This is a genomic window from Bacillus sp. BPN334, from assembly GCF_008368885.1.
GTDB lineage: Bacteria > Bacillota > Bacilli > Bacillales > Bacillaceae_G > Bacillus_A > Bacillus_A wiedmannii.
On record NZ_QOZW01000019.1, the window covers coordinates 51,315 to 72,211 of the forward strand.

The following is a 20,897-nucleotide window of genomic DNA, read 5'->3' on the forward strand; positions in this document are numbered from 1 at the left end:
ATCTAGATATGTAACCATCCATAAAAAGGAATATTACATAGGCTAAGTCTAACATTACATTTTTAAAGTGAGGGGAATAAGCTTATGCACCAATATTGGTATTTGAATTCAAATGGAAACGGGGAGCAATATAATAACCAAATTTCAATGTCATCATTATATTCACAACCTCAAATAATTAAAGCTCAGGGAATGGATGGTCTGAAGGTTCCTGAGAATTGGAGTTGTCGAGTCTATCCATTTGGTTGGGATTCACCAGCCAATTATACGGGTTTCAATCCCGAGCCCCCTCCCTTCTCTTTAGGTCAGCCAATCCATTATGCAGGGATGATGCCCCATGGATATCCTGCTAATTGGGCTCCATTACAAGGTCATGCAGGTTTTAATTTTCAAAAACCTCCCCTCCCCTGGGCTCAACCATTCAATCATACAGGGATGTTCGCACAAGGTCATCTTGCCGCTTTACTATCGCCGCCAGCCAAGCCTTTTCATTTTAATACAAATAATAACTGGGGTATTTTGGGGAATTCTCCAGGATGGGGAGGACAGATAAGTCCCATGGGATGGGGGAATAACGGAGGTAACGGTCAGCCAGGAATGCTTGGAAACTTATTGACAGTAGGAAAAGGCACCATGAATGGAATCGGGATGCTTAGTAGTCTAATCGGTATGGGAAAGTTCTTCTTTTAGTTAATTAGAACGGGAGGATAGGTCCATAGCTCAAACATGCCCCCTCAATGTATTTATTGTACGCTTCCCATACTCCCTCCAAGTTCGTTCCCTCTCCTTTCAAATTATAAAAACATCTATTACCTTGTATGTGATAACTTGATAGAGGTGTGGTGACATCAACAAAACGCAAATTTCATCCGATAAGCAAAACGCTACAAAAAAAACCGGTTCCTTTACGAAAGAACCGGTTTTTTGTAGCGTTTATTTATTTGAAAAGTATTCAAATCTTTTTTCACTAGTTAACACTTTGAACACGGCCAATTTGTCCATCTTGTAATCGAACTTTAATTCCGTACGGATGTGTTTCACTATGCGTCAAAATGTCTTTCACAACACCACTTACAGTTTTACTATAGTCATTATCCAATTGAATAACTACATGTGAACCAACTGAAATTTGTGATCTTGTTGGTTTCCCACCTGTTGCTTGTGTTGTTTTTTCTTGTTTTTGTGTTCTCTCTTGTTGTATAGACTGTTCTTGCTGAGTCTTCTGCTTTTCTTGTTTACGTTTTTCTTCTACTCTTTGTTGCTCTTCTTGCTTACGTTTTTCTTCCTCTGCTCTTTGTTGCTCTTCTTGCTTACGTTTTTCTTCCTCTGCTCTTTGTTGCTCTTCTTGCTTACGCTTCTCTTCTTCTACTCTTTGTTGTTCTTCTTGTTTACGCTTTTCTTCCTCTACTCTTTGTTGTTCCTCTTGTTTACGCTTTTCTTCCTCTGCTCTTTGTTGCTCTTCTTGCTTACGTTTTTCTTCCTCCGCTACTTTTTTATCTTCATCTATTTTTTGCTCATCCTCTGCTACTTTTAATTTTTCTTCATCACCTTTACAAGCACTTAAAGCCATTACACACAAGCTCATAAGTACACATAATAACAATTTCTTTAACATTAAAAAAATCCTCCTATATATACATTACAAATTAATAACTTTCATAGCATAACAAAAATATATGTATTTATTTGTCAAAATTTGTCGTAAATATTTAATTTCTACTAAAAGACTGACACTACAATAAAAGCGGAAATTATTATATCGATTCGTGCACAGGAATTACGTTCGTTTGCTAGTCAATTAAACTTAATTAATGAAATACAAAGAAAAACCTTCATCTTATGTATAAAAGGATCTTTCAATTAAAGATCCTTTTATATCGCTCATTCAACTAAATAAATTGGTTAATTGCATAACGCTTTTCTAACTTTCCTTGCGAAGCTTAGCGGATCATCAACGTCTTCGATATTAACGTAAATTAAATTCGGCTCATCACATAACCACTCATTGTGTATAGACGAAACGATTATTCCTTGTTTAATAATTGTAGCAACAAACCCATTGACTTCTCTTTGCAAGAGCGCTACCCTGCCTAAACATAATGCTCGTCCAGTTTTATTATCTCGTGATTCGAATGAGAAGGAAGTTGTTACTCTAAAACGTTTTCCTAAGATAGTTGCTTGTATTTCATCCCGATTTATTGTAGCCACGCATTTTCCACCGGCGAACCCTTCTTGGCCACCTATAATTCTCGCAAACTGTTGACAGATTAATTCATCATGAAACGCCATACCTTGAATCATCCCCCCTTTTACTGTTAGGTTATGAATGAATACTTAGGTCTGAAACGGTAATGAATCTATTCTATTACAAAAAATATTATCGAAATCTAACGAAGTCTATTATATGGTAAGGCATTTTTAGAGAGCACAAAAAAACACCCTAAGGTACCATCCTCCGACTTGAGAATCATATCTATGTATGGAGAAATTTAGAAAAGAGAAGGTTCTAACTATAATTTATAGAGCTCTTATACCATGAATTACTTACATACATATTTCCTTATTTACTCGAAGAAGAATCCCGTTATATTACTTTCTGATCAGTCTCGTTAAAGCCATCCCAATAAATCCAGCACCCATCCCTATTAGCCATCCAGCATGAGTATCACCTAATATAGATCCCACTCCTCCGCCAAGAAACATGCAGCCAACAAATACTAATCCTCCAATTCCCCAATTCGGCCTTTCCATAATTCAATCACATCCTTTCAATAAAACATATGCTTTTAGCTATCTAAACTTTCTTGCATAGGATGGTTAATTTTTTGCTTAAGTTTAGTACTTTCAGGGAATTCATAAGATGCGAAGATTGAACCCTTTGAATGAATTACAGAAGGAGAATTTCATTTTTTCATATTAAATAACTTAAGAATGTGTTCCACAATTTATGACTCACCCCACCGCTATCCAGCTCAGAAAAGAAAGCAAAAACGAAAATTATATGCATCATTGACTACTGTTAATGAGACGTTATGTTAACCTCACATGAAGATCCTATTCATCCAAATTTACACAAAGTTGTCCTTGCTGATGGTACAATTAAAATTATGGAGGGATATTATGGGGATTTTTTTGTAATAACACTACTTCTTATAAACGGCACTGCAATATTCTTATTTTTCTTGTCTGTTTCACCAAAAATTAAGGCTAAAAACCTACCTTCAATAATGATCTGTTTAGGGATAAATCTAATCATAAGTCCAGCGGCTTTTCTTATAGGTGGGATAGCTGATTATGCAGGTGTAGCGGCTAATTATGGGGCTTATTTTGCGGGTGAGTCGGCAACAGCCCCTCCTCTAGTTAGTCGTGCACTTTATTTTTTGGGAGGATTTCTCTTTATTCAGGGAATTCCACTGCTCATACTACTTGCAGCTTTTTGGAAGTTTGCTAGAGCAAAGAAAATAAAACAAGTATAGAAGGATGAGTGGATGCTTTTTAGAGTAGGGATCCGCTTTTTTCTCGCTACCAATAATAGGATTTCATGTCATACAATGGAGTTAATATTAGAAAACTGTGAGGATGATTAACGTTGATGAAATTTGTAATTAGTTATGCTGCAAGTCTGTTTGCTTTTATTTTTGGATGGTTCTTGATTTCATATATTTCTCATCCTAGCTTTATTCACCCGAACGTTGTATTAGGATTCATTAAAACGATCGTCACTTATGGTAGTATACCGGCTCTTGTAGCCTGTCTAATTGGGGAAGTGTTATACAGGAAAATCAAACGATGTAGAGAATTTCAATTTGGAATTCCTGTATTTATAGGACAAGCAGTTATCTATACACTTATACCATTTCTTTTTCTTTTTCCTTTTAATTTTTCCCATTTCTTTGATTTCGTTGCACCTGTTATTATGGGGGCCTTATCTTTTTATTTAGTACGTAGAAAAATATAATTAACTTCAAGAGTGTGACAGAAAGAAGCCGGAGTGAGTAAAACCACACTGTATAACCATACAGAACTCAAAGAACGCATCAATTCTTGCGAAATCAACAAGAAAAATTATTTGTGGACTCTAGGTTTAAATAAAACGAGAACAATCAAAATGCCTTCATTGCTTCTCTTAAAAGAAGAATTGAAAAGAGAGAGAAAAAAGAATAAAGGGCTTGAAGAAAAAAATAAGTAATTGCGTGAAAAAGAAAATGTAAAACTTACTGATTACTTCATGAAGTTATAAAATTAGGACCGTACATATTAGACATATCTAAAATGTACGGTCCTTTTGTTTACTAGTCGTTCACTTATCTAACCTAAAGATAAGTATGTGGTCCTTTTACAAATTGAATTTCTTTTTAAGCTTCTTATATTTTCTATACGAACGTCTAACAATGTTTAACATAAAATACGGTATTTTAATAGGGAAAGGAAAATTATAAATGAAAGGCAAATAAAATATAAAATATGCCTTTTCTAGGTCTCTCCACTTACTATCTTCTTTTGTTTTTAAGAAATCAGATACATCGACTACATATCCCCTTCCGTTTTCCATCATCACATTTTTCCCGTGAACGTCACAAGGAGTTAATCCTTGTTCCCTTGCATACTCTAAAGCTTCATTGATATCAAAGATCACCTGCTTAGGAATTTTAATCCCCTTATGAAGGGCATCGTATAAAGTAATTTCTTTTAAACGTTTCAATACTATGAAATTTTCTCCTTTATATATAAGCTTCGAATAAGAAGGATGGTTTCCAATTCTTCGGTATACTTCTGATTCTTTTTCAATTCCTTCTCCTTCTCGTGCGTAAACTTTCACTACCCAATCTTTGTATTCTTTGTGCATAAATACTGCGGCATAATTACCTATCCCTAAACACTTCCAAAGTCTAGGAATATCTTTAACTACTACAGGCTCAAATTCATCCTCACTTCTTATGCTTACCTCTTTTAATAATTCATCCTTTATCAATCTCACAAAACTGTTTATACTCATCATTTCCACTCCGGTTTTGCTAAAAGGGGCCCACCCACATTTTAACGAAAATATACACTAAGTGAATTTTAGCATAAAATGAGTCATCTTTTTTCTTAAAATAAAAAGATGACTCGTTTTATTTGAACTGTTGAATACTTAATATTTATTCCACTATTCATAGCCAAAAACCGTACAACATAAAAATATCCCCAACTATTTTTACGTATTTTCATTTTTTCAGAGGCAGCCGTATAAGAGCTTTTCTTAGTGCAAGTTCTCTTCGTTCATTGGTCATGCAAATCCATGTTTCCCCATAAGCATAACCTAACTTTTCATCTGGATCGGCAAAACAAAATGATCCTCCTGCGCCTGGGTGACAAAAAGAATTTTCACTTCCATAAAAATTATGATTCAGGGATGTCTGCTTTCAAATCGGATGCTTAGTACTCTATTTTATAATCTAAAACATTGTTTATGTTGTTAACACCACATGTCTATAAACCTAACAAAAAAGGTTTCCTCAAAACGTTAAAAATGAACCTCGGTGCTGTACAAAACACAAAATTATCGTTCTGGGGTATTTACTTTTCTTAGCTTGATAGCGATATGGTAGGGCCCTATATTTGACTCTTTTTCTACACCTAGATATTCTAGAGTTCGTTCTAACATAAGTGCAGCCTGTTGACGTGTGAGTGTGCCATATGGCGTAAACTTAGTAGCTGAAACACCTCCGATAATTCCTGTATCGTATAGGGCTTGTACATCATAATACCGGCTGCGAACGTATTTACATCAAGAAGATTAATGGAGCAAATGATGATTGCCCTGAATTAGTATGATAGCTGTTTTTGCAGAGTTTGAGCGTGATATTATTCGTTGAAATTCTCTTCTTAAAGATAATACGTAAATACAAACAAAACCAGCAAAACACCGTTCCTATGTCGTACTGGTTTTGTTGAAGTCCATCTTGAATTGTAGCTAGTTCAACGTAATTGCAAATTCTGAGTTCGGTGCCCCAGCAATTACAACCGTTCCATTCTTCGGCAGTTTCACTTTGTTATTGCCGCTCACGATGGTAAAGTTGACGCATACTCCATTCTCATCATACACCGCGAACGCACCCTTCGATGGCAATGTCACGGTCATCATTTTTCCTACTGCCGCTTGCGGGATCGTAAACCATTTAGCATGCCCATTTGCTTGCAGCGTAACTTTGGATGATTGGCCAGCATCGAGTGGTTTTACGTTGGCTCCACTTACGTATAACAACCCGGCCATTTCCATATATTCATTACCGCCTTCTGTATAGAAATGCGTTTCCATCGTATCACGGCCATTCATCACGGGGATCTGGAGCTGATGCGTCGCGGTGTTCGGACCTGTAATTTTTCTGCCCTCCCAATAGCCCGCCAGGCCTTCCTTACGAGTAATTTGTGTGGTAATAAGTTTCGGTTGTACGAGATATTCAATAGAACTAAATTTCTCATTCACCAGATAGAACTTGACACCTTCCCGCTTCGCCCATGCGGCAGCGGTTTTCTTCGATAGCACATTGTCTTCTAGTTTCTCGGCTAAATAGTGAGTCATCGCACCTTGCCCTAAGTCTGGTGTCGATTTATATGTGCTCTCCCTCAAATAAGTTCTTCCATTCTTCTCGGTGACAAAGTTGAGCTTAGAAGTACCCTTCTCATTAATAAAGCTTCCATCCGCAGTATATACATATTTTTCTTCTCGATTAGATGGTAAGAACAGTTCTCCATTCTTCGTAATTTCAATTTTGAAATGAGTTTCGCTATTGCCATAAAAGCCCGCTTTCTTTGCCACGTCTTGAGGCATCTTGACCTTGACCGGCTTGCCAAAAGATTTGTTCGGCTTGATGTTCTTAATTGTACCCTTCTCTTTAAGCACGGCGAGCAGCAATTCTGTTGCCAGCAGTTGATTTGTAGAGCTTCGTCCACCGGATGACAACACAGCCGCTGCCATTTTCTGTTCTGGAAGCACAACCAGTATAGCATGTTGCAGTGCCGTGTCGCCGCCTTTAGCCAAGCCTCTTATCCCATATTCACTGAATGGGTATAGTTTCACACTATCCCAGCCAAGACCATAGTTAAAAATATTATCTCCATCCCCCGGCCACATTCCTTTTTTATATTCCTCTTGCTCCATCGCCTTGACTACCTTATCAGAGAGGATCCCTTTTCCCTGTCCCATAAATAATTGTGAGAATCGTACCATATCTTCTGCTGTGGAAGAGACCCCTCCCGTACCAATCACATTCACCGATTCAATTGGAAGCTGCCCTTGGTACGCCGGAAAATAAAGTCCAGCCCGCTTTTCATCTCTCCATTTGTCCTGTGGCGTTTTTGTATGATTCATCTTTAAGGGTTCTGTAAACCGTTGATGTAGAAATTCGGTAAAGCTCATACCGCTGACTCTTTCCACCAAAATTTCGGCCAGCGTAAAGCCATCGTTGCAGTATACCGAGAACGCACCAGGGTCTGCTTTCAGGCTCTGGTTGGACAATTGCTGCAACAAGAAATCATGGGAATAGGTATCATTATCGTTAAATAAAAATGCATTACTTAACGTGGAACCTTGCAAGCCGGAGGAGTGATTCAACAACATACGCGGAGTAATGCGTTTGTACCGCCCATCTTTCATCTTAAAATCAGGAACATAGTTGACCACAGGAGCATCCAAATCGACTTTTCCTTCGTCGACCAATTTCATTACAGCCGCTGTTGCATACATTTTACTGACTGAACCAATCCCGTATAGAGTATCTTTGGTTAGTGGCTGTTCCCCTTCCATATCGTTCTTTCCAGCCTGCCCCGACAAAGTAAGCTTGCCATTATCAATTAGCGCATACTGCACGCTAGTCGTCCCATGGGACTTCGTGAGTAGCGCAGCCTTCTCTGCTGCAAATTTCTTCAGCTCTTGGCTAGCTACTTCTGCGTTAGATACAACTGTAGTCTTACTGTCAGAAAATGCTTTCGCCCCTGTTGGTAGAATCATAGTTAGCGCTAATGTAGCGGCTAATACACCAGTTAGTTTATTTTTCATGAGGGAATTGCCTCCTTAGATAAGTAATCAATTTCATCATTTATTTGTTTAACTATGAAAATATGATAAAAATTATCCGTTCTTTCTTTTGGCCTACTTGCTAAATTCAGCAAGTAAAATATTTTTAAAAGGATCAGGACTATCAGCTTTAAGGCTGTTCAAATTCACGGCCAATGTATGCTTGCCTCCAAGTGTGCCCCCAGCAAAAGTTAAAAATCCAGGAATGGTTCCTCCATGCCCCCATATCGATACACCATTTGAAAGCTTCATTTTGAAAATTCCAAGCCCGGAATCGCCAAGTTCATCTATTCCTGTAGGGACTGTTGTAAGCATTTGCTTTAGTTCCTGTTCTTTCAGTAATTTACCCCCAAGTAAATAAGAGAAGAATTTGTTTAAATCATCAGCTGTAGAAATCATATCTCCGGCCGAGCTCCCCATACTTGGGTTATAATCAGTAACATCTTTTGGCTCACTTGCTCTGTCTAATTGGATATATCCACGGGCATGTTTGGTTCCTGGAATAACGCTTGAATTTCCGGGTAAGAATGTATTCGATAATTCAAGTGGTTCAATAATTCGATTTTCAATTTCTTCCGCATAGCTGTTACCAGTTACTTTTTCAATAAGAATCCCTAGTAATACGTATCCTGTATTTGAATACGACCAGCTCTTTCCTGGAGCAAAATCTGGAGGCATGGATATTCCCATCTTTACTAATTCTTCAGCAGTATAAGATTTTTTTGTATCCATGATATTAAAATCCTTTGATCCTGTGTAATTAGCGATACCACTTGTGTGGTTCAATAATTGCCGGATAGTAATCTGTTTATCATCATATCCATTTCCTTGAATGACACTAGGCAACCATTTTTCAATAGAATCGTCTAGATTCAAGCGGTTTTCTCCTGCTAATTGAAGTATAACTGTTGCAGTGAACGTCTTTGTCAAGCTGCCAATTCGGAATCGAAAATCTGTTTTCATTGGTTTCTTGGTACTTAGATCCGCTACCCCAGCTGCATAACTCCATGTTTTTCCACCCTTAGAAACTTTAGCAAGTATCCCTGGATATCCAAGTTTCAATGTATCCCACATTGCCTCTTTGACGGAATTTTGATCTCTTTGGTTGCTTGTTTGTAACGAACTAGATACATTTTGAATGGACTCTGCTTTTACACTTGAGGTTGGAGTTGTATAAAACAGGGAACCTCCAGCTACTAAAAGGGCAAGACTTGCAAATGTAATTTGACTACGTGTTTTCATTGGGCATTCCTCTCCTCTATTCATATTGTATAGGTGGTTTCTTGCTATTTCGTATTAACCACACAGCTATCATCTCCACCAAAGAAAAAAAGTCAACATTGAATTCGTAATCATCTTCATAATTATTATTTTTACAAACGCCATTCTGTCCTGGATAAATCCCTCTTTTTCTACATATATGTTAACCACATAAATTACTTCTTTTCCTTGAAACAGTCTTGTTACTGGTCTGTTTTTCATATATAAGTCATATCTGTTCCGCCTTTCACGCCTCTTTATATTTTTATCATACACAATGAAAATTTCTTTTTTCTTACCCATTTCTTACAAATTACTTACGTTCAAAATCGCTTTTATAATAGGATAGAAGGAGCATCTGTGCCGGAAAGTTCAGTAAATATATTAATCAAAAAGAAACACAGAAGTTTTTACTTCTGTGTTTCTTTTTTCCATCCTTTTAAATATTAAGATTCGATTTACCCTTAACAGGATGTATTCTGGCTCTTTTCTAATGTAATTTTTCTTCTTGCAATACAAAACAAATGACATTGTGCTGCATGAAACACTCCTAACGTTGTTAAAATCACTTGTTTTTAAGTCAAAATTTATTTTTCTTAAGCTGATGGATACTCCATATCCATCAGCTTAAGAAAAATAAACTACCTTCTCAAAGTAACTACCTGTAGAAAAAGAAAATGTTCATTTAGGAGATATATTAATACCTTAGCTTGATAGTAATGTGGTGCTACCCCCCATCCATCAACTTAAGGAGAATAAACGCCACGAAAACAAAAAAGCCCCAAATTTGTCTTGAAAATAAGTTGGGGCTTTTGAACCAGAAAAGTATATTTTCAACTATGAAAACTACGATAAATTTCTTCCTTTTTTCCTACTTGCTAAATTCAGCAAGTAAAATATTTTTAAAAGGATTAGGACTATCAGTTCTACCCAAACTATTCCAATTGACGACCAACGTATGCTTGCCTCCAAGTTTACCTCCAACAAGAGTAGTAAATCCTAGAATGCCACCTGTGTGTCCCCATATCGAGACACCGCTTGGAAGCTTAGTTTCATAGATTCCAAGACCATATCCATCGATTCCTTCTTTTCCTGTAGGAACTGTAGTAAGCATTTGTTTTAGTTGCTGTTCCTTCAGTAATTTGCCACCGAGCAAGTAAGAGAAGAATTTGTTTAAGTCGTCAGCAGTAGAAATCATATCTCCAGCAGAGCTACCTGCACTTGGGTTATAATAAGTAACGTCTTTTAGCTCACTTGCTCCGTCTGGTTGGACATATCCACGGGCATGGTTAGTGCCTGGAATAACACTTGAATTTCCTGGTAGGAATGTATTCGACAATTCAAGTGGTTCAATAATCCGATTTTCAATCTCTTCCGCATAGCTGTTTCTGGTTACTTTTTCAATAAGAATGCCCAGTAATACGTATCCTGTGTTTGAATAAGACCAGCCCTTTCCTGGGGCAAAGTCTGGAGGCAGAGAAACCCCCATCTTCACTAACTCTTCAGCCGTATACGATTTTTTTGTATCCGTAAAATCAGCGTCTTTTGACCTTGAGTATTCAGCGATACCACTTGTATGGTTCAATATATGCCGTATAGTAATCTTGTTACCATCATATCCATTTCCTTGAATGACACCAGGCAACCAGTCTTCGATGTAGTCGTCTAGATTCAGGCGATTCTCTCCAGCTAATTGAAGTACAACTGTTGCAGTGAACGTCTTCGTCACACTCCCAATGCGAAAGCGAAAATCTGTTTTCATTGGTTTCTTGGTTCTCAGATCCGCTATTCCAGCGGCATACCCCCACGTTTTTCCACCCTCAGAAGTTTTAGCAAGTATCCCCGGGTATCCAAGTTGTAATGTATCCCGCATTGCTTGCTTGACGGAAGTACGATCTCGTTGAGTATTTGTTTGTAACGAACTAGATACATTTTGAGTGGGCTCTGCTTTTACAATTGAGGTTGGTGTTGTATATAACAGGGAACTTCCAGCTATTAAAAGGGCCAAACTTGCACATGTAATTTGACTACGTATTTTCATAAGGCATTCCTCTCCTCTATTCATATTGTATAAGTGTTTGCCTACTGTTCCTTACTTCCTGACAAGACTTAGGAAAAGGCCCTCACGCATATAGATTAAAGCCCCAGTACAAAGGTATCTATCAATACCAACAATTCGAGCCATTTAAATCTCCATCCCCTCCTATAACAAAATTATTCAAAGGTATGAAAGCATATTATGTACCCTTAGTTATTGTTAGGATTAACACAACATGAGACATAACCCCAACCCATATTTTACTTTATTTATCCATAATATATATTGAGAAAGAATGTAATTTCGAATCCTTTCCGTAACCCAACTATTGATCGTTTTTTTCGCCTATTATAATTAGTTATTTAGAATTTCATAATAAAAAACTGTAAAAAAAATAACGAGTCCCTTAACGTACAGGAAGCGGTTGAAAAATATGTCTATACGCACAATTTTCTTTTTTTGATATGGTGACCCCATCGCAATCAAGCTAAGGTTTTGAAGTACCTACTAAATGAAATTTTTCTTTCTCTACAGTTAGTTATTCTGAGAAGTCAGTTCATTTTTTGTTTTAGGGGTGTTTACTTTTCTTAAGTTGATGGGTATGGGTGGGACCCCAAACAGTGCAATTTTATTTCAAAGACACAACGATCTTACTACACACTTTTTATTTATCCCACACTCTCATCTGCTAGTATTACTATTTTTTATTACTAATGTTGCCGTTTCACTCGGATGGCTAAGAGGAAAATGATGGCCATATGGAACAAAATCAACCTTACCAAGATGCGATGGAGCAGAATAGCCTCTGTCATAATCCCCCCAAATAATGTGAAGATTATACTTTGTTACTTCATTGAAATCACCTTGATCGTTTTTAAGTAGTAAACTGTTAAGCTGAACCGTAGTATTTAAAATTCTAGGAGAAGTAAAACCGTTAATTATTTTTTCAATATAATGTCCAGGGATGCTCTCCGTACTTTCAAACAAACCATTACTTAATAAATAACGCTCTATCAAATTAGCAGTTGCCAATTTTAATGTCCATTTGTTCATAAATCGAGGAACATTTAGCGATTTAGCATTTTTTTTAGCAACAGGTGGCTGAAGTAAAGTGATTGAATACTTCTTATCTATGTACTCTTGTACCAATGCTTCCAGAAGAATAAACGCACCGAATGAATGGCCAATTAGATGTGCACCATTAGTAGCTTTCTCCAATAACTTTTTCACTACATTCAAATAGATATCTAGAAGATTTTTCTCTCGTTTAAAAGGAGAACGTCCCAAACCTGGAAGATCCAAGATCCATACAGGTTGACCAGTTTTTTCATGAAGCTCTTGTGCTAAAGGAAATAAATCCTCTCCATCACTCAATAAACCATGTAATAAAATAAACGGTTTACCCTCTCCTTGTAATTCGTAAAGGGTAGTGTTATCGCATAATGTTCGTTTAAATAAATGATTATGCTGGCCATTTTGATACATCATTCGATAATCCAGATCAGCTACTACGGCAGGGAAAAATTTCATTACACTCGTCTTCTTAAACCAATCTCCTCCCATAATTTTTTTCGCTGAAACATTTGAAAATTTTCGTTTTGTAATAAAATTTAGTCCATCAGAAGGAATTTTTGTTATTTTACTTACTCCACTATTCATAATTGCTTTCATAAGTGGCATTGGGACAGAGATTTTTGGTGCCCTCATATTCATACTTTCCGACATAATACTTAATAATTCAGCAATGTTCTGATCGTGCTGTTTGTCTTCAACAAGTGTAAATGTTTGAATAGTCGGTTGCTCCAATCTGAAAACCTGCACAATAAACTTCGCAAGCTCATCGTTTGAAATAAGTGGTAACCTATATCCCTTACCTCCAGGAATCACTGGCATGAGCCCTCTTCGCATACTCATCACAAGCAAACCTAATCCTGCTATCTGCTCTGTACTCCCTGTTTTACTACTACCTACTACAGTTGGCGGATTAATTACAGAAAGCGGATAACCTACTACTGATGCCTGGTGACGGATATAAAGATCTGCTAAAAATTTTGTTCTCTCATATGGATTTTTTATTTTCAAATAATTGTTTCCTTCTTTAAACACATCAATTGCAATCTTGCTATTTTTATCATCAAAGGGACTCATATAACCTACAACATGAATAAATTGTTGCAAGCCCTTCAATTGATGAATACTTTTAGCTAATTCACTAATATGTTTGGCACCATTTAAAAATACGGACGCTGCATCTTTACTTGTCACTTGAATATCCATGGGGCCTCCTGCGTGAATAATCACATCCGTTTTCAATATCCTCTCCTTATCTTCAGCACTTAGGCCTAAATCTATTTTCGTCAAATCACCTTCAATAAAGTGCATAACTGCCTTTTTTAAGATGCCTCTTTCTTGAAAAATGCGTGTTGCTTTACTTTTCGACCTCACTAAAAGAAGAATTTTAACATCCTCTTTGGCTAATTCTTTCACTAATTGCTTTCCAATAAAGCCTGTTCCACCAATTAAAAATACTGTTCTCATATAAAATCTCCTTTTTAGTACTATTTAGTACTAATTTGATGTAAAAAAAAAGCTTCTTTTATCGAAGCAAGTTTAAAAAATTATCTGCTGTTTTCGTGATTACAGTTGCATCCTTCAATGTTTCTGAAATAAATAACGCTCCTTCAAGATTTGTAATAAAAAGTGATGCAACCTCATCAATATTAATCGTATTTCTGAATTCCCCATTCTCTACCCCTTGTTTAAGTAATAGAGAAACTTTCTTTTGTAATTCTGTAAAAAAAAGACCTATTTTTTCTTTTATTTGCGTGGCCTGTGTAGGACTTTGAATATAAAGAGTAATAAATGGACAGCTCCCCTTATACTCTCTCGACTGAACTCCTTGTGATAATTGCTTTAAAAACAGTTGGATACGATCTTCAACTAAAAATTGGTTCTGAGAAAGTACGTCATCAATTGCAGATTGATACATTTCAATCCAATAATCAACGACCCCTTCTAATAATACTTCCTTATTAGAAAAGTGATAATACACATTAGACTTTGAAACTTTGCTTACACGTACTAATTCATCCATACTTGTATAAGCAAACCCTTTTTCTAAAAATAATGTTGCAGCTACTTCAATCACACGTTTTTGATTCATTAATTTTACCTTTGTCATAACTAGAACTATATAGTACTAATTTAAATGTTGCAAGTATTTATGTTAATTTAGAAAAAAGTTTGATTAAAAAAGTTCCACTAACATTGATTTTACTGCAAAAAATTCTTATTTTGAATAAAGTTGAACTGAACCCCGAAATTGTTAATTCACTATCGTCTAATAGGGGGCACCATACATGCCCATCAACTTAAGAAAAAGAAATTCCCCCAAAACGAAAAAATGAGCTGCTTCTCAGAATAACTATCTGTAGAGAAAGAAAATTTTAATTTAGGAGGATATGAAAATATTAGCTTGATGGTGATGGGGTACCGCCAGAATTTCGGAAAAAACAACACTAAGAGTATACAAGATTTTATACAGTTTTTTGGTTAATCCAATAACAGACAAGAAACCTAAAACCGCGGCAGGATAGAAATGTATAAGAAAATGCATAGATCCATAGAACAAAAAAAGACGATTCCCTTGTGAAATTAGGGATTCGTCTTTTTCTTCGCTACCGATAACAAGTATTGTGTAAATAAGCTGTCCATATGGGCAGCTTATTTTATTTTTGCTTAGCCTGAATTTTTTCAAATATACGATATTTTATTTGTCGATATTTTTTTAATCTTCTTTATCGATTTCTATTGTACCTGTTCTAGCACTAACCTTTAAAATATTTAACAAATTATCAGGTGTCTTAATTTCCATTTCATATTCAAATGTAGATTGTGCTAAGTTGTCATCTTCTAATTCGAATTCTTTTTTCACATTAATAATTTCTCCCTTTGTATGAGCTAAAGAAATTTCACGAACTTGTTTCTCTGTGTAGTTTTCATTCTTTTTCGCATAATTGTAACCCATACCATAATATCCACCAACAATAGCAATACCACTTACTAAAATAGCAATTACACTTATCATTATTTTCTTTTTATGTTTTAACATTTTCATCCACTCCTTCATGATTAATCATCTATTCCAAATCTTGTTTCAAGTGCATTTTCTGCTTGCTCTAATTGATCTTCCAATATATCGTGTTCTCTTTCTTGCGTTTCATATTGTTCAACAGTTATCGTTCCAGCGTGATAATCTGCTTCTAGCTGATTATCAGATAGATCTATCTTGTCATCTAATTGATCAATTTCTTTTTTTGCTGCTAAGTACGTATTTAAGTTTTCTTCTTTTGCTCCAACTGGTTTCGTGTTATTTGCCTTTTCAACGATAGATGTGACTTCGTTTTTGAAATCTTGTATTTGCTTCGTGTCATTCGTAGCAGGCCCTGTTTTGTTTGGTTCTTGTTGTAGTTGAGCACTTTCTTTTTGCAATGTATCATTTTCCACTTTCAGTTGTTGTACTTCTGTATTGTTATCAGCTTGAGTAGAACAAGCTGTTAAGAATAAACAAGACATTGCTCCAATCAACATCCACTTTCTCATTCTGTTTTCCTCCCTTTACATGTGCACCTTATCCTTGCCTTTATATTACTGAACAAACATTAAAGGAAGATTAATGTACAAAAAAATAAAATGATATAATTAAATAGTTTCTAATCTTTCTTTAATGTTTTGGAATTATACTGATACATATTAATAAGAAGAAAAGGAGAATGTTAATGCGCGTTCTTATTGTCGAAGATGAACAAGACTTACAAAATATATTAGTAAAACGATTAAATGCAGAACATTATAGTGTCGATGCATGCGGGAATGGCGAAGATGCCTTGGATTATATAAATATGGCTACGTACGATTTGATTGTGCTTGACATTATGATTCCTGGAATAGATGGTTTACAAGTATTACAAAGATTACGCACGGATAATCATACAACTCCTGTCTTGCTTCTTACAGCTAAAGATACAATTGATGATCGCGTAACAGGACTCGACTTAGGTGCGGATGATTATTTAGTAAAGCCGTTTGCTTTTGATGAACTGTTAGCAAGAATTCGAGTGTTAATGCGAAGAAATACAGGAAACACATCTAATGTGTTTGAAATCGCTGACCTAGTGGTAGATTGCAATATGCATAAAGTAACAAGAGGAGATCAGATTATCACTCTTTCCAGTAAAGAATTTGCTATTTTAGAATATATGATTCGTAATAAAGAAGTTGTGCTCACACGAGATAAAATTGAGCAACATGTGTGGAATTACGACTATGAAGGTGGCTCGAATATTATTGATGTTTACGTCCGCTATCTTCGTAAAAAAATTGATAGCCAGTTTGAAACGAAGTTAATTCATACAGTACGAGGAACTGGTTACGTATTGCGAGTAGAATCATGAAAAGACTATCAATCAAAATGAGAGTAACCCTGTGGTATACAGGGCTAATTGTAATTATTATGGCACTCGTGTTAGCTTTTATTTTAACTTCTTCAGATAAAGTTTTGCTTTTTAATATGAAAGATCAATTGAAGAGTACAGTAAAAGAAAGTATTGAAGATATCGAATATAAGCATGGACAATTAAAGATGGACGATGATTTTGACCCCATAGAAGATGGAGTAAATATCATCATTTATAATAAACAAGGTGAGCTGCTGGCAGGAAATAGTCCAACAAGCTTTAATAAAAAGATATCGCTTAAATCCGATGAAATACAAACCATTAAAGACGGTAATAAAGAATGGATAGTCTATGATTTTCTCCATAATGCAGGCGGCGATGAGCAAGTCTGGGTTCGTGGAATAATGACTATGAACCAATTATCATCAACGATGAATACGCTTATTGTGGTAACACTCATCTCATTTCCATTACTTATTCTCATTGCCGCAGTGGGAGGATATTTTATTACGCAAAGAGCGTTTCGACCTGTACAACAAATGAGTGATTCAGCTAGTAAAATTGGTGATGGTAAAGACCTTTCGAAGAGAATTCATTTACAAGGTTCACCGAAAGACGAAATGTATCATTTAGCACAAACCTTTGACAAAATGTTTGAGCGATTAGAGACATCATTTGAAAGTGAAAAACAATTTACATCTGACGCATCTCATGAATTAAGAACACCAACATCTGTTATTATTTCGCAATGCGAATACGCTTTATCACAGAGGAATAATCCGAAAGAAATGGAAGAATCGTTAGAAGTAATTTTAAAGCAATCACGTAAAATGTCCACGCTTCTATCCCAACTCTTATTATTAGCAAGAGCTGACCAAGGAAACCATAATACTTTCCAATTTGAATGTATCAATATGAGTGAATTAACGGAAATCGTTGTAGAAGAGCTTTCATTAATGGTTCAAGAAGCTTCGATTGATATCACAACTCATATAGAGGAAGACTTGTTTATGAAAGCAGATCAAACATTGATGATGCGTTTATTAATGAATTTACTAACGAATGCGATTGCTTATAGCAAAGCGAACGGCACTGTGCATATGCAACTGTTCCGTGATGAAACCAACATAATAGGTAAAGTCTCCGATAATGGCATAGGCATCAGCGAGCAACATATTACGAAAATATGGGACCGCTTCTATCGAGTTGACGCGGCACGAACATCTTCAAACATCGGAAATACAGGTTTAGGATTGTCGATGGTAAAATGGATTGTCGAACTACACGGAGGAGAAATTACAGTTGAAAGTAAATTAGGAGAAGGCAGTACTTTTACCTTTAAACTACCAATTGAAAAACGAGCATAATGTATGAATGTTTATAGCTCCAGAATAAAGATTCTTCAATCCTTATATAAAAGTAACCGACGCATTTTAAACAGCATTGATTTTATCATTTTTGACAACCCTTTCTGTTAAGTTGATATGCATATGGAAAAGATATCGAAATAAAACCCCAGAAATCCAAAGGTCTCTGGGGTTTTATTATATATTTAGCTCTTTTTGCTTTTTGTTTTGTTTATGTTTATGCAGCAATTTTCGGCTTATGAGAGAAATCAGTAATAAGATCAGTATTAGTACGAAAAGTTGCATAAATGATAAATCAAAATATTTAGCACCTGTAACAATTAAAAGTGTAGAAATCGTACCTTTTACAATGAAAAAAATAATAATCCATAATCCGCCTTTTTTCCAGTTCATTTTTATATTACCCTTTCCTACGTTTAAATTCTTAAATGGGACACCTTATTAAAAATCTATTATATTAATAAAAAAGTCATGTCTAATTAAATGCAATGATTACATAATAAGTGAAAATGATATTCAATGTCAATTTTATTGACTGTTTGAATATCTGTTTCTTCACTTCAACCTCTTCCTACTTTGTTTCTTACAGGCAATGAACTCTTGTTTCCAAACAAAAAACACCTCCATTGAATTTACATACTTCGCATGCGAATTCAAGAGGTGTTTTTTCATATACCATCAAGTAAAATTTCCTGCCTTATTTCTTGATACGTACCTATTTTCTAGTACACAATAACTGGATCATACGTGTTCAAACTATCATATACAGTTTTTGCAACGTTAGGCAGAAGGTTTACACACCCACCTGATCCCCCTGTTAAATAAGCATTATTTCCCCAGTCTTTTCGCCAGCCTGCATCATGGAATCCTTGACCACTATTTGTGAATGGAACCCAGTAATCTACTTTAACTGCATAATCAGCTTTCCCTACTGCGCTTCCTTTCAGCGTGTATGGTGTTCGTTTATATAGAACGTACCACACACCTGGTGATGTATCTTCACTCGTGCTATGTTTACCCGTTACTACATTTGTTGTGACGACTAATTTCCCATCTTTATAAATCCAAATTTGCTGATCTGCAATGGAAACTTCTGCATATGTATCTCCGATGCCATTATTCGATGTTGTTTTATAGCCGATTCCTTCCTTCTCCCAACCATTCCCGTGAATATTAGAAGCAGAAAGCGATTTTTCGCCTTTCTCAAAGGCTTGTTGAACTTGTTTTGTTTCTTTTTCCACATCTAGTGCCCAGCCGTATCCTTGTCCTTTTACTGATATAACCGAACCCGAATGTGTTTTAAAAGCGAAGTCTTTATGTAATGTAGATTTAGCCTTATTAATTTCAGCAACCTTATTTTTAATGTCGCTCGCATCGATTGTCACTTTCATATCCTTTGACATAGAGGCATTTTGAATTAAATCTTTCGCTTTTAATGAGTACACTTCATCCTGCACTTTATAATCAACAGACTGCTGAAGAAGATTTTGTAATGCTTTCTCTTCTTTTTTGATAATCGGATCGTCTTCTTTAATAGGCTGTATGTATGTAGACTTTAGATGAATTTCGCTTTTATGCTTCTGCTTGTCGTAATCTTTTAGTAGATTCTTAACGTCATACTGTTTTCCATCAACGCTCTTCGAAATAACAACTTTTCCTTGTTCGAGCTTCGCCATAGCATCTTGAGGCGCTTTTAATTTTTCATTCATAGAAACAAGCTTTTCTTCTACAAGTTTTTTCATCGTTTCACTACGATACTGATCCGCTTCTTTCGGTAGCAATGAATAATCTTTGTCCTTTGCGGAAGGGAAAAATGTCCACTGGCTTTTTAATAGTTTCTTAACCTGTGGCAAATCGTTTTCTGTCAGTTCCGTTTTTGTATCTTGTTCATCTAAAATTTGTTGTTGATCAATATAGACTTTATTTGCTAGTCCCGATGTTTTTAACTTCTGTATTGCCTGATCAGCGCTCAAACCACCGACTTTTGTATCGTTAATCGTAACATTCGAATTGAAGTGAGTTGCCTGATAATAACTCATTCCTCCAATAAGAAGTGCAATTACACCGCCACCCGCAGCGATTAGCTTCCAATTTGTAAAACGTTTTCTCGATCTTACCCGTTTTTTCTCAACTTCTTCCACAGATTCATTTACTGTATTGTTGTTCATCAATCTTTCCCCCGTATACATAAACGTCAATTGATTTTAAACCAAAACCATTGATTAGTGTACCTTATTTTCCCTGAAATTTCATTGTTTTTTACCAGTTTCATCTAACTTTAATCGATTAAAGTTAGATTTTTTAATAGAAAGATATATAAAGATGGTAGATAAAGTGAAAAAAGGACCATATCAATCGAGTTATTACGCCCCCCCTCGCATTTCCCTAATGTTAAAGGGTAATCCTCTCTATAAATATTTTAACCTAGTGAAATAATTTTGAGAAGTTTCAAGTTAGAGGAAGGCAACATAGAATGCCTTTTATTTGTGAATAATTTAATGTCGCATATTTTATAAATTTAAATGTAAACTATGCTTCCCACATTTCACCAGGTTTCACAACCTCTACTATCGGCCTAACGAATTTCACCTTATGACCTTATCATCAACAATTTCAAGTTTCTTTAAAACTATTATATATGTTTGTACCACGCTTTATTAATACGATTAATCTTTTCAAGTGTTGAATTTTCAGACTCATTCTTTGGTGTAATCCTA

Annotated in this window: 20 protein-coding genes and 1 pseudogene; 6 read left to right on the forward strand and 15 right to left on the reverse strand. The window is 35.8% G+C overall.

Features of this window, described 5'->3' with window-relative positions:
• Positions 1 to 84: 84 nt before the first annotated feature.
• A complete protein-coding gene (locus tag DN393_RS25900) occupies positions 85 to 690 on the forward strand; it encodes a hypothetical protein (RefSeq protein WP_064475784.1) in 606 nt (201 codons plus the stop codon).
• Between the two features lie 277 nt (positions 691 to 967).
• On the opposite strand, the gene DN393_RS25905 is transcribed toward DN393_RS25900, so the two are convergent.
• From DN393_RS25905 to DN393_RS31715, 3 genes are all read right to left on the reverse strand, one after another.
• Entirely contained in the window at positions 968 to 1,615 is a 648-nt protein-coding gene (locus DN393_RS25905) for a YwbE family protein (RefSeq protein ID WP_149174081.1), read from the reverse strand.
• 287 nt (positions 1,616 to 1,902) lie between these two features.
• Positions 1,903 to 2,289 carry a DUF1259 domain-containing protein gene (locus tag DN393_RS25915; RefSeq protein ID WP_048566088.1) on the reverse strand — a complete coding sequence of 129 codons (387 nt, stop codon included), beginning with the start codon at positions 2,287 to 2,289 and terminating at the stop codon, positions 1,903 to 1,905.
• A gap of 300 nt (positions 2,290 to 2,589) precedes the next feature.
• Positions 2,590 to 2,751 carry a hypothetical protein gene (locus DN393_RS31715; RefSeq protein ID WP_000441003.1) on the reverse strand — a complete coding sequence of 54 codons (162 nt, stop codon included), beginning with the start codon at positions 2,749 to 2,751 and terminating at the stop codon, positions 2,590 to 2,592.
• Positions 2,752 to 3,107: 356 nt separating this feature from the next.
• Between DN393_RS31715 and DN393_RS25920 the strand changes: the two genes are divergently transcribed.
• From DN393_RS25920 to DN393_RS25930, 3 genes are all read left to right on the forward strand, one after another.
• On the forward strand, positions 3,108 to 3,476 hold the full coding sequence (locus DN393_RS25920; RefSeq protein ID WP_149174102.1) for a hypothetical protein: 369 nt from the start codon (positions 3,108 to 3,110) through the stop codon (positions 3,474 to 3,476).
• A 116-nt stretch (positions 3,477 to 3,592) separates the two neighbouring features.
• Entirely contained in the window at positions 3,593 to 3,958 is a 366-nt protein-coding gene (locus DN393_RS25925; RefSeq protein ID WP_064475787.1) for a hypothetical protein, read from the forward strand.
• Positions 3,959 to 3,991: 33 nt separating this feature from the next.
• On the forward strand, positions 3,992 to 4,189 hold the full coding sequence (locus DN393_RS25930; RefSeq protein WP_241753413.1) for a hypothetical protein: 198 nt from the start codon (positions 3,992 to 3,994) through the stop codon (positions 4,187 to 4,189).
• A 147-nt stretch (positions 4,190 to 4,336) separates the two neighbouring features.
• Here the strand turns inward: DN393_RS25930 and DN393_RS25935 are convergent, their stop codons facing one another.
• The 10 genes and pseudogenes from DN393_RS25935 to DN393_RS25985 all read right to left on the reverse strand — a co-directional run bounded on the left by DN393_RS25935 (position 4,337) and on the right by DN393_RS25985 (position 15,959).
• The gene (locus DN393_RS25935; RefSeq protein ID WP_142315078.1) at positions 4,337 to 4,996 is read right to left on the reverse strand and encodes a protein kinase family protein; all 660 of its coding nucleotides are present in this window, start codon (positions 4,994 to 4,996) and stop codon (positions 4,337 to 4,339) included.
• A gap of 546 nt (positions 4,997 to 5,542) precedes the next feature.
• Positions 5,543 to 5,734: pseudogene (locus DN393_RS32560) on the reverse strand (S-layer homology domain-containing protein); the annotation flags it as partial.
• 222 nt (positions 5,735 to 5,956) lie between these two features.
• On the reverse strand, positions 5,957 to 8,041 hold the full coding sequence (locus tag DN393_RS25950) for a serine hydrolase domain-containing protein (RefSeq protein ID WP_098103029.1): 2,085 nt from the start codon (positions 8,039 to 8,041) through the stop codon (positions 5,957 to 5,959).
• Positions 8,042 to 8,134: 93 nt separating this feature from the next.
• Entirely contained in the window at positions 8,135 to 9,301 is a 1,167-nt protein-coding gene (locus tag DN393_RS25955; RefSeq protein WP_088047440.1) for a serine hydrolase domain-containing protein, read from the reverse strand.
• Positions 9,302 to 9,370: 69 nt separating this feature from the next.
• Positions 9,371 to 9,622 carry a hypothetical protein gene (locus DN393_RS25960; protein WP_098103652.1) on the reverse strand — a complete coding sequence of 84 codons (252 nt, stop codon included), beginning with the start codon at positions 9,620 to 9,622 and terminating at the stop codon, positions 9,371 to 9,373.
• Positions 9,623 to 10,190: 568 nt separating this feature from the next.
• Entirely contained in the window at positions 10,191 to 11,360 is a 1,170-nt protein-coding gene (locus DN393_RS25965) for a serine hydrolase domain-containing protein (protein ID WP_098355139.1), read from the reverse strand.
• 678 nt (positions 11,361 to 12,038) lie between these two features.
• Positions 12,039 to 13,895, reverse strand: coding sequence for an alpha/beta fold hydrolase (locus tag DN393_RS25970; protein WP_064475793.1), 1,857 nt, complete (start codon positions 13,893 to 13,895; stop codon positions 12,039 to 12,041).
• Positions 13,896 to 13,953: 58 nt separating this feature from the next.
• Positions 13,954 to 14,520: a TetR/AcrR family transcriptional regulator gene (locus tag DN393_RS25975; RefSeq protein ID WP_064475794.1), complete on the reverse strand. Its 567-nt coding sequence runs from the start codon at positions 14,518 to 14,520 to the stop codon at positions 13,954 to 13,956.
• 624 nt (positions 14,521 to 15,144) lie between these two features.
• The gene (locus DN393_RS25980; RefSeq protein WP_064475795.1) at positions 15,145 to 15,468 is read right to left on the reverse strand and encodes a PepSY domain-containing protein; all 324 of its coding nucleotides are present in this window, start codon (positions 15,466 to 15,468) and stop codon (positions 15,145 to 15,147) included.
• 20 nt (positions 15,469 to 15,488) lie between these two features.
• A complete protein-coding gene (locus DN393_RS25985; RefSeq protein ID WP_001233665.1) occupies positions 15,489 to 15,959 on the reverse strand; it encodes a hypothetical protein in 471 nt (156 codons plus the stop codon).
• A 176-nt stretch (positions 15,960 to 16,135) separates the two neighbouring features.
• Between DN393_RS25985 and DN393_RS25990 the strand changes: the two genes are divergently transcribed.
• Positions 16,136 to 16,810 (forward strand): response regulator transcription factor, encoded by a 675-nt coding sequence (locus DN393_RS25990; RefSeq protein ID WP_064475796.1) that lies wholly within the window; start codon positions 16,136 to 16,138, stop codon positions 16,808 to 16,810.
• Positions 16,807 to 18,180 carry a sensor histidine kinase gene (locus DN393_RS25995; RefSeq protein ID WP_064475797.1) on the forward strand — a complete coding sequence of 458 codons (1,374 nt, stop codon included), beginning with the start codon at positions 16,807 to 16,809 and terminating at the stop codon, positions 18,178 to 18,180. Before DN393_RS25990 ends, DN393_RS25995 begins: the two co-directional genes overlap by 4 nt.
• Positions 18,181 to 18,357: 177 nt before the next feature.
• On the opposite strand, the gene DN393_RS26000 is transcribed toward DN393_RS25995, so the two are convergent.
• Together DN393_RS26000 and DN393_RS26005 are read right to left on the reverse strand one after the other, a co-directional pair.
• Complete coding sequence (locus DN393_RS26000; RefSeq protein WP_064475798.1) at positions 18,358 to 18,573, reverse strand: hypothetical protein; 216 nt, start codon at positions 18,571 to 18,573, stop codon at positions 18,358 to 18,360.
• 329 nt (positions 18,574 to 18,902) lie between these two features.
• On the reverse strand, positions 18,903 to 20,348 hold the full coding sequence (locus DN393_RS26005) for a L,D-transpeptidase family protein (RefSeq protein ID WP_064475799.1): 1,446 nt from the start codon (positions 20,346 to 20,348) through the stop codon (positions 18,903 to 18,905).
• Between the last annotated feature and the right edge of the window lie 549 nt (positions 20,349 to 20,897).

Excerpts from the sequence above, each read along its gene's own strand:
- DN393_RS25935 (WP_142315078.1), bottom strand. The coding sequence starts at position 4,996 with ATGAGTATAAACAGTTTTGTGAGATTGATAAAGGATGAATTATTAAAA.
- DN393_RS25960 (WP_098103652.1), bottom strand. The coding sequence starts at position 9,622 with ATGGGTAAGAAAAAAGAAATTTTCATTGTGTATGATAAAAATATAAAG.
- DN393_RS25915 (WP_048566088.1), bottom strand. The coding sequence starts at position 2,289 with ATGGCGTTTCATGATGAATTAATCTGTCAACAGTTTGCGAGAATTATA.
- DN393_RS25950 (WP_098103029.1), bottom strand. The coding sequence starts at position 8,041 with ATGAAAAATAAACTAACTGGTGTATTAGCCGCTACATTAGCGCTAACT.
- DN393_RS25905 (WP_149174081.1), bottom strand. The coding sequence starts at position 1,615 with ATGTTAAAGAAATTGTTATTATGTGTACTTATGAGCTTGTGTGTAATG.
- DN393_RS25975 (WP_064475794.1), bottom strand. The coding sequence starts at position 14,520 with ATGAATCAAAAACGTGTGATTGAAGTAGCTGCAACATTATTTTTAGAA.
- DN393_RS25995 (WP_064475797.1), top strand. The coding sequence starts at position 16,807 with ATGAAAAGACTATCAATCAAAATGAGAGTAACCCTGTGGTATACAGGG.
- DN393_RS25965 (WP_098355139.1), bottom strand. The coding sequence starts at position 11,360 with ATGAAAATACGTAGTCAAATTACATGTGCAAGTTTGGCCCTTTTAATA.
- DN393_RS25970 (WP_064475793.1), bottom strand. The coding sequence starts at position 13,895 with ATGAGAACAGTATTTTTAATTGGTGGAACAGGCTTTATTGGAAAGCAA.
- DN393_RS25985 (WP_001233665.1), bottom strand. The coding sequence starts at position 15,959 with ATGAGAAAGTGGATGTTGATTGGAGCAATGTCTTGTTTATTCTTAACA.
- DN393_RS25925 (WP_064475787.1), top strand. The coding sequence starts at position 3,593 with ATGAAATTTGTAATTAGTTATGCTGCAAGTCTGTTTGCTTTTATTTTT.
- DN393_RS25990 (WP_064475796.1), top strand. The coding sequence starts at position 16,136 with ATGCGCGTTCTTATTGTCGAAGATGAACAAGACTTACAAAATATATTA.
- DN393_RS25980 (WP_064475795.1), bottom strand. The coding sequence starts at position 15,468 with ATGTTAAAACATAAAAAGAAAATAATGATAAGTGTAATTGCTATTTTA.
- DN393_RS26005 (WP_064475799.1), bottom strand. The coding sequence starts at position 20,348 with ATGAACAACAATACAGTAAATGAATCTGTGGAAGAAGTTGAGAAAAAA.
- DN393_RS25920 (WP_149174102.1), top strand. The coding sequence starts at position 3,108 with ATGGAGGGATATTATGGGGATTTTTTTGTAATAACACTACTTCTTATA.
- DN393_RS25955 (WP_088047440.1), bottom strand. The coding sequence starts at position 9,301 with ATGAAAACACGTAGTCAAATTACATTTGCAAGTCTTGCCCTTTTAGTA.
- DN393_RS31715 (WP_000441003.1), bottom strand. The coding sequence starts at position 2,751 with ATGGAAAGGCCGAATTGGGGAATTGGAGGATTAGTATTTGTTGGCTGC.
- DN393_RS25900 (WP_064475784.1), top strand. The coding sequence starts at position 85 with ATGCACCAATATTGGTATTTGAATTCAAATGGAAACGGGGAGCAATAT.
- DN393_RS26000 (WP_064475798.1), bottom strand. The coding sequence starts at position 18,573 with ATGAACTGGAAAAAAGGCGGATTATGGATTATTATTTTTTTCATTGTA.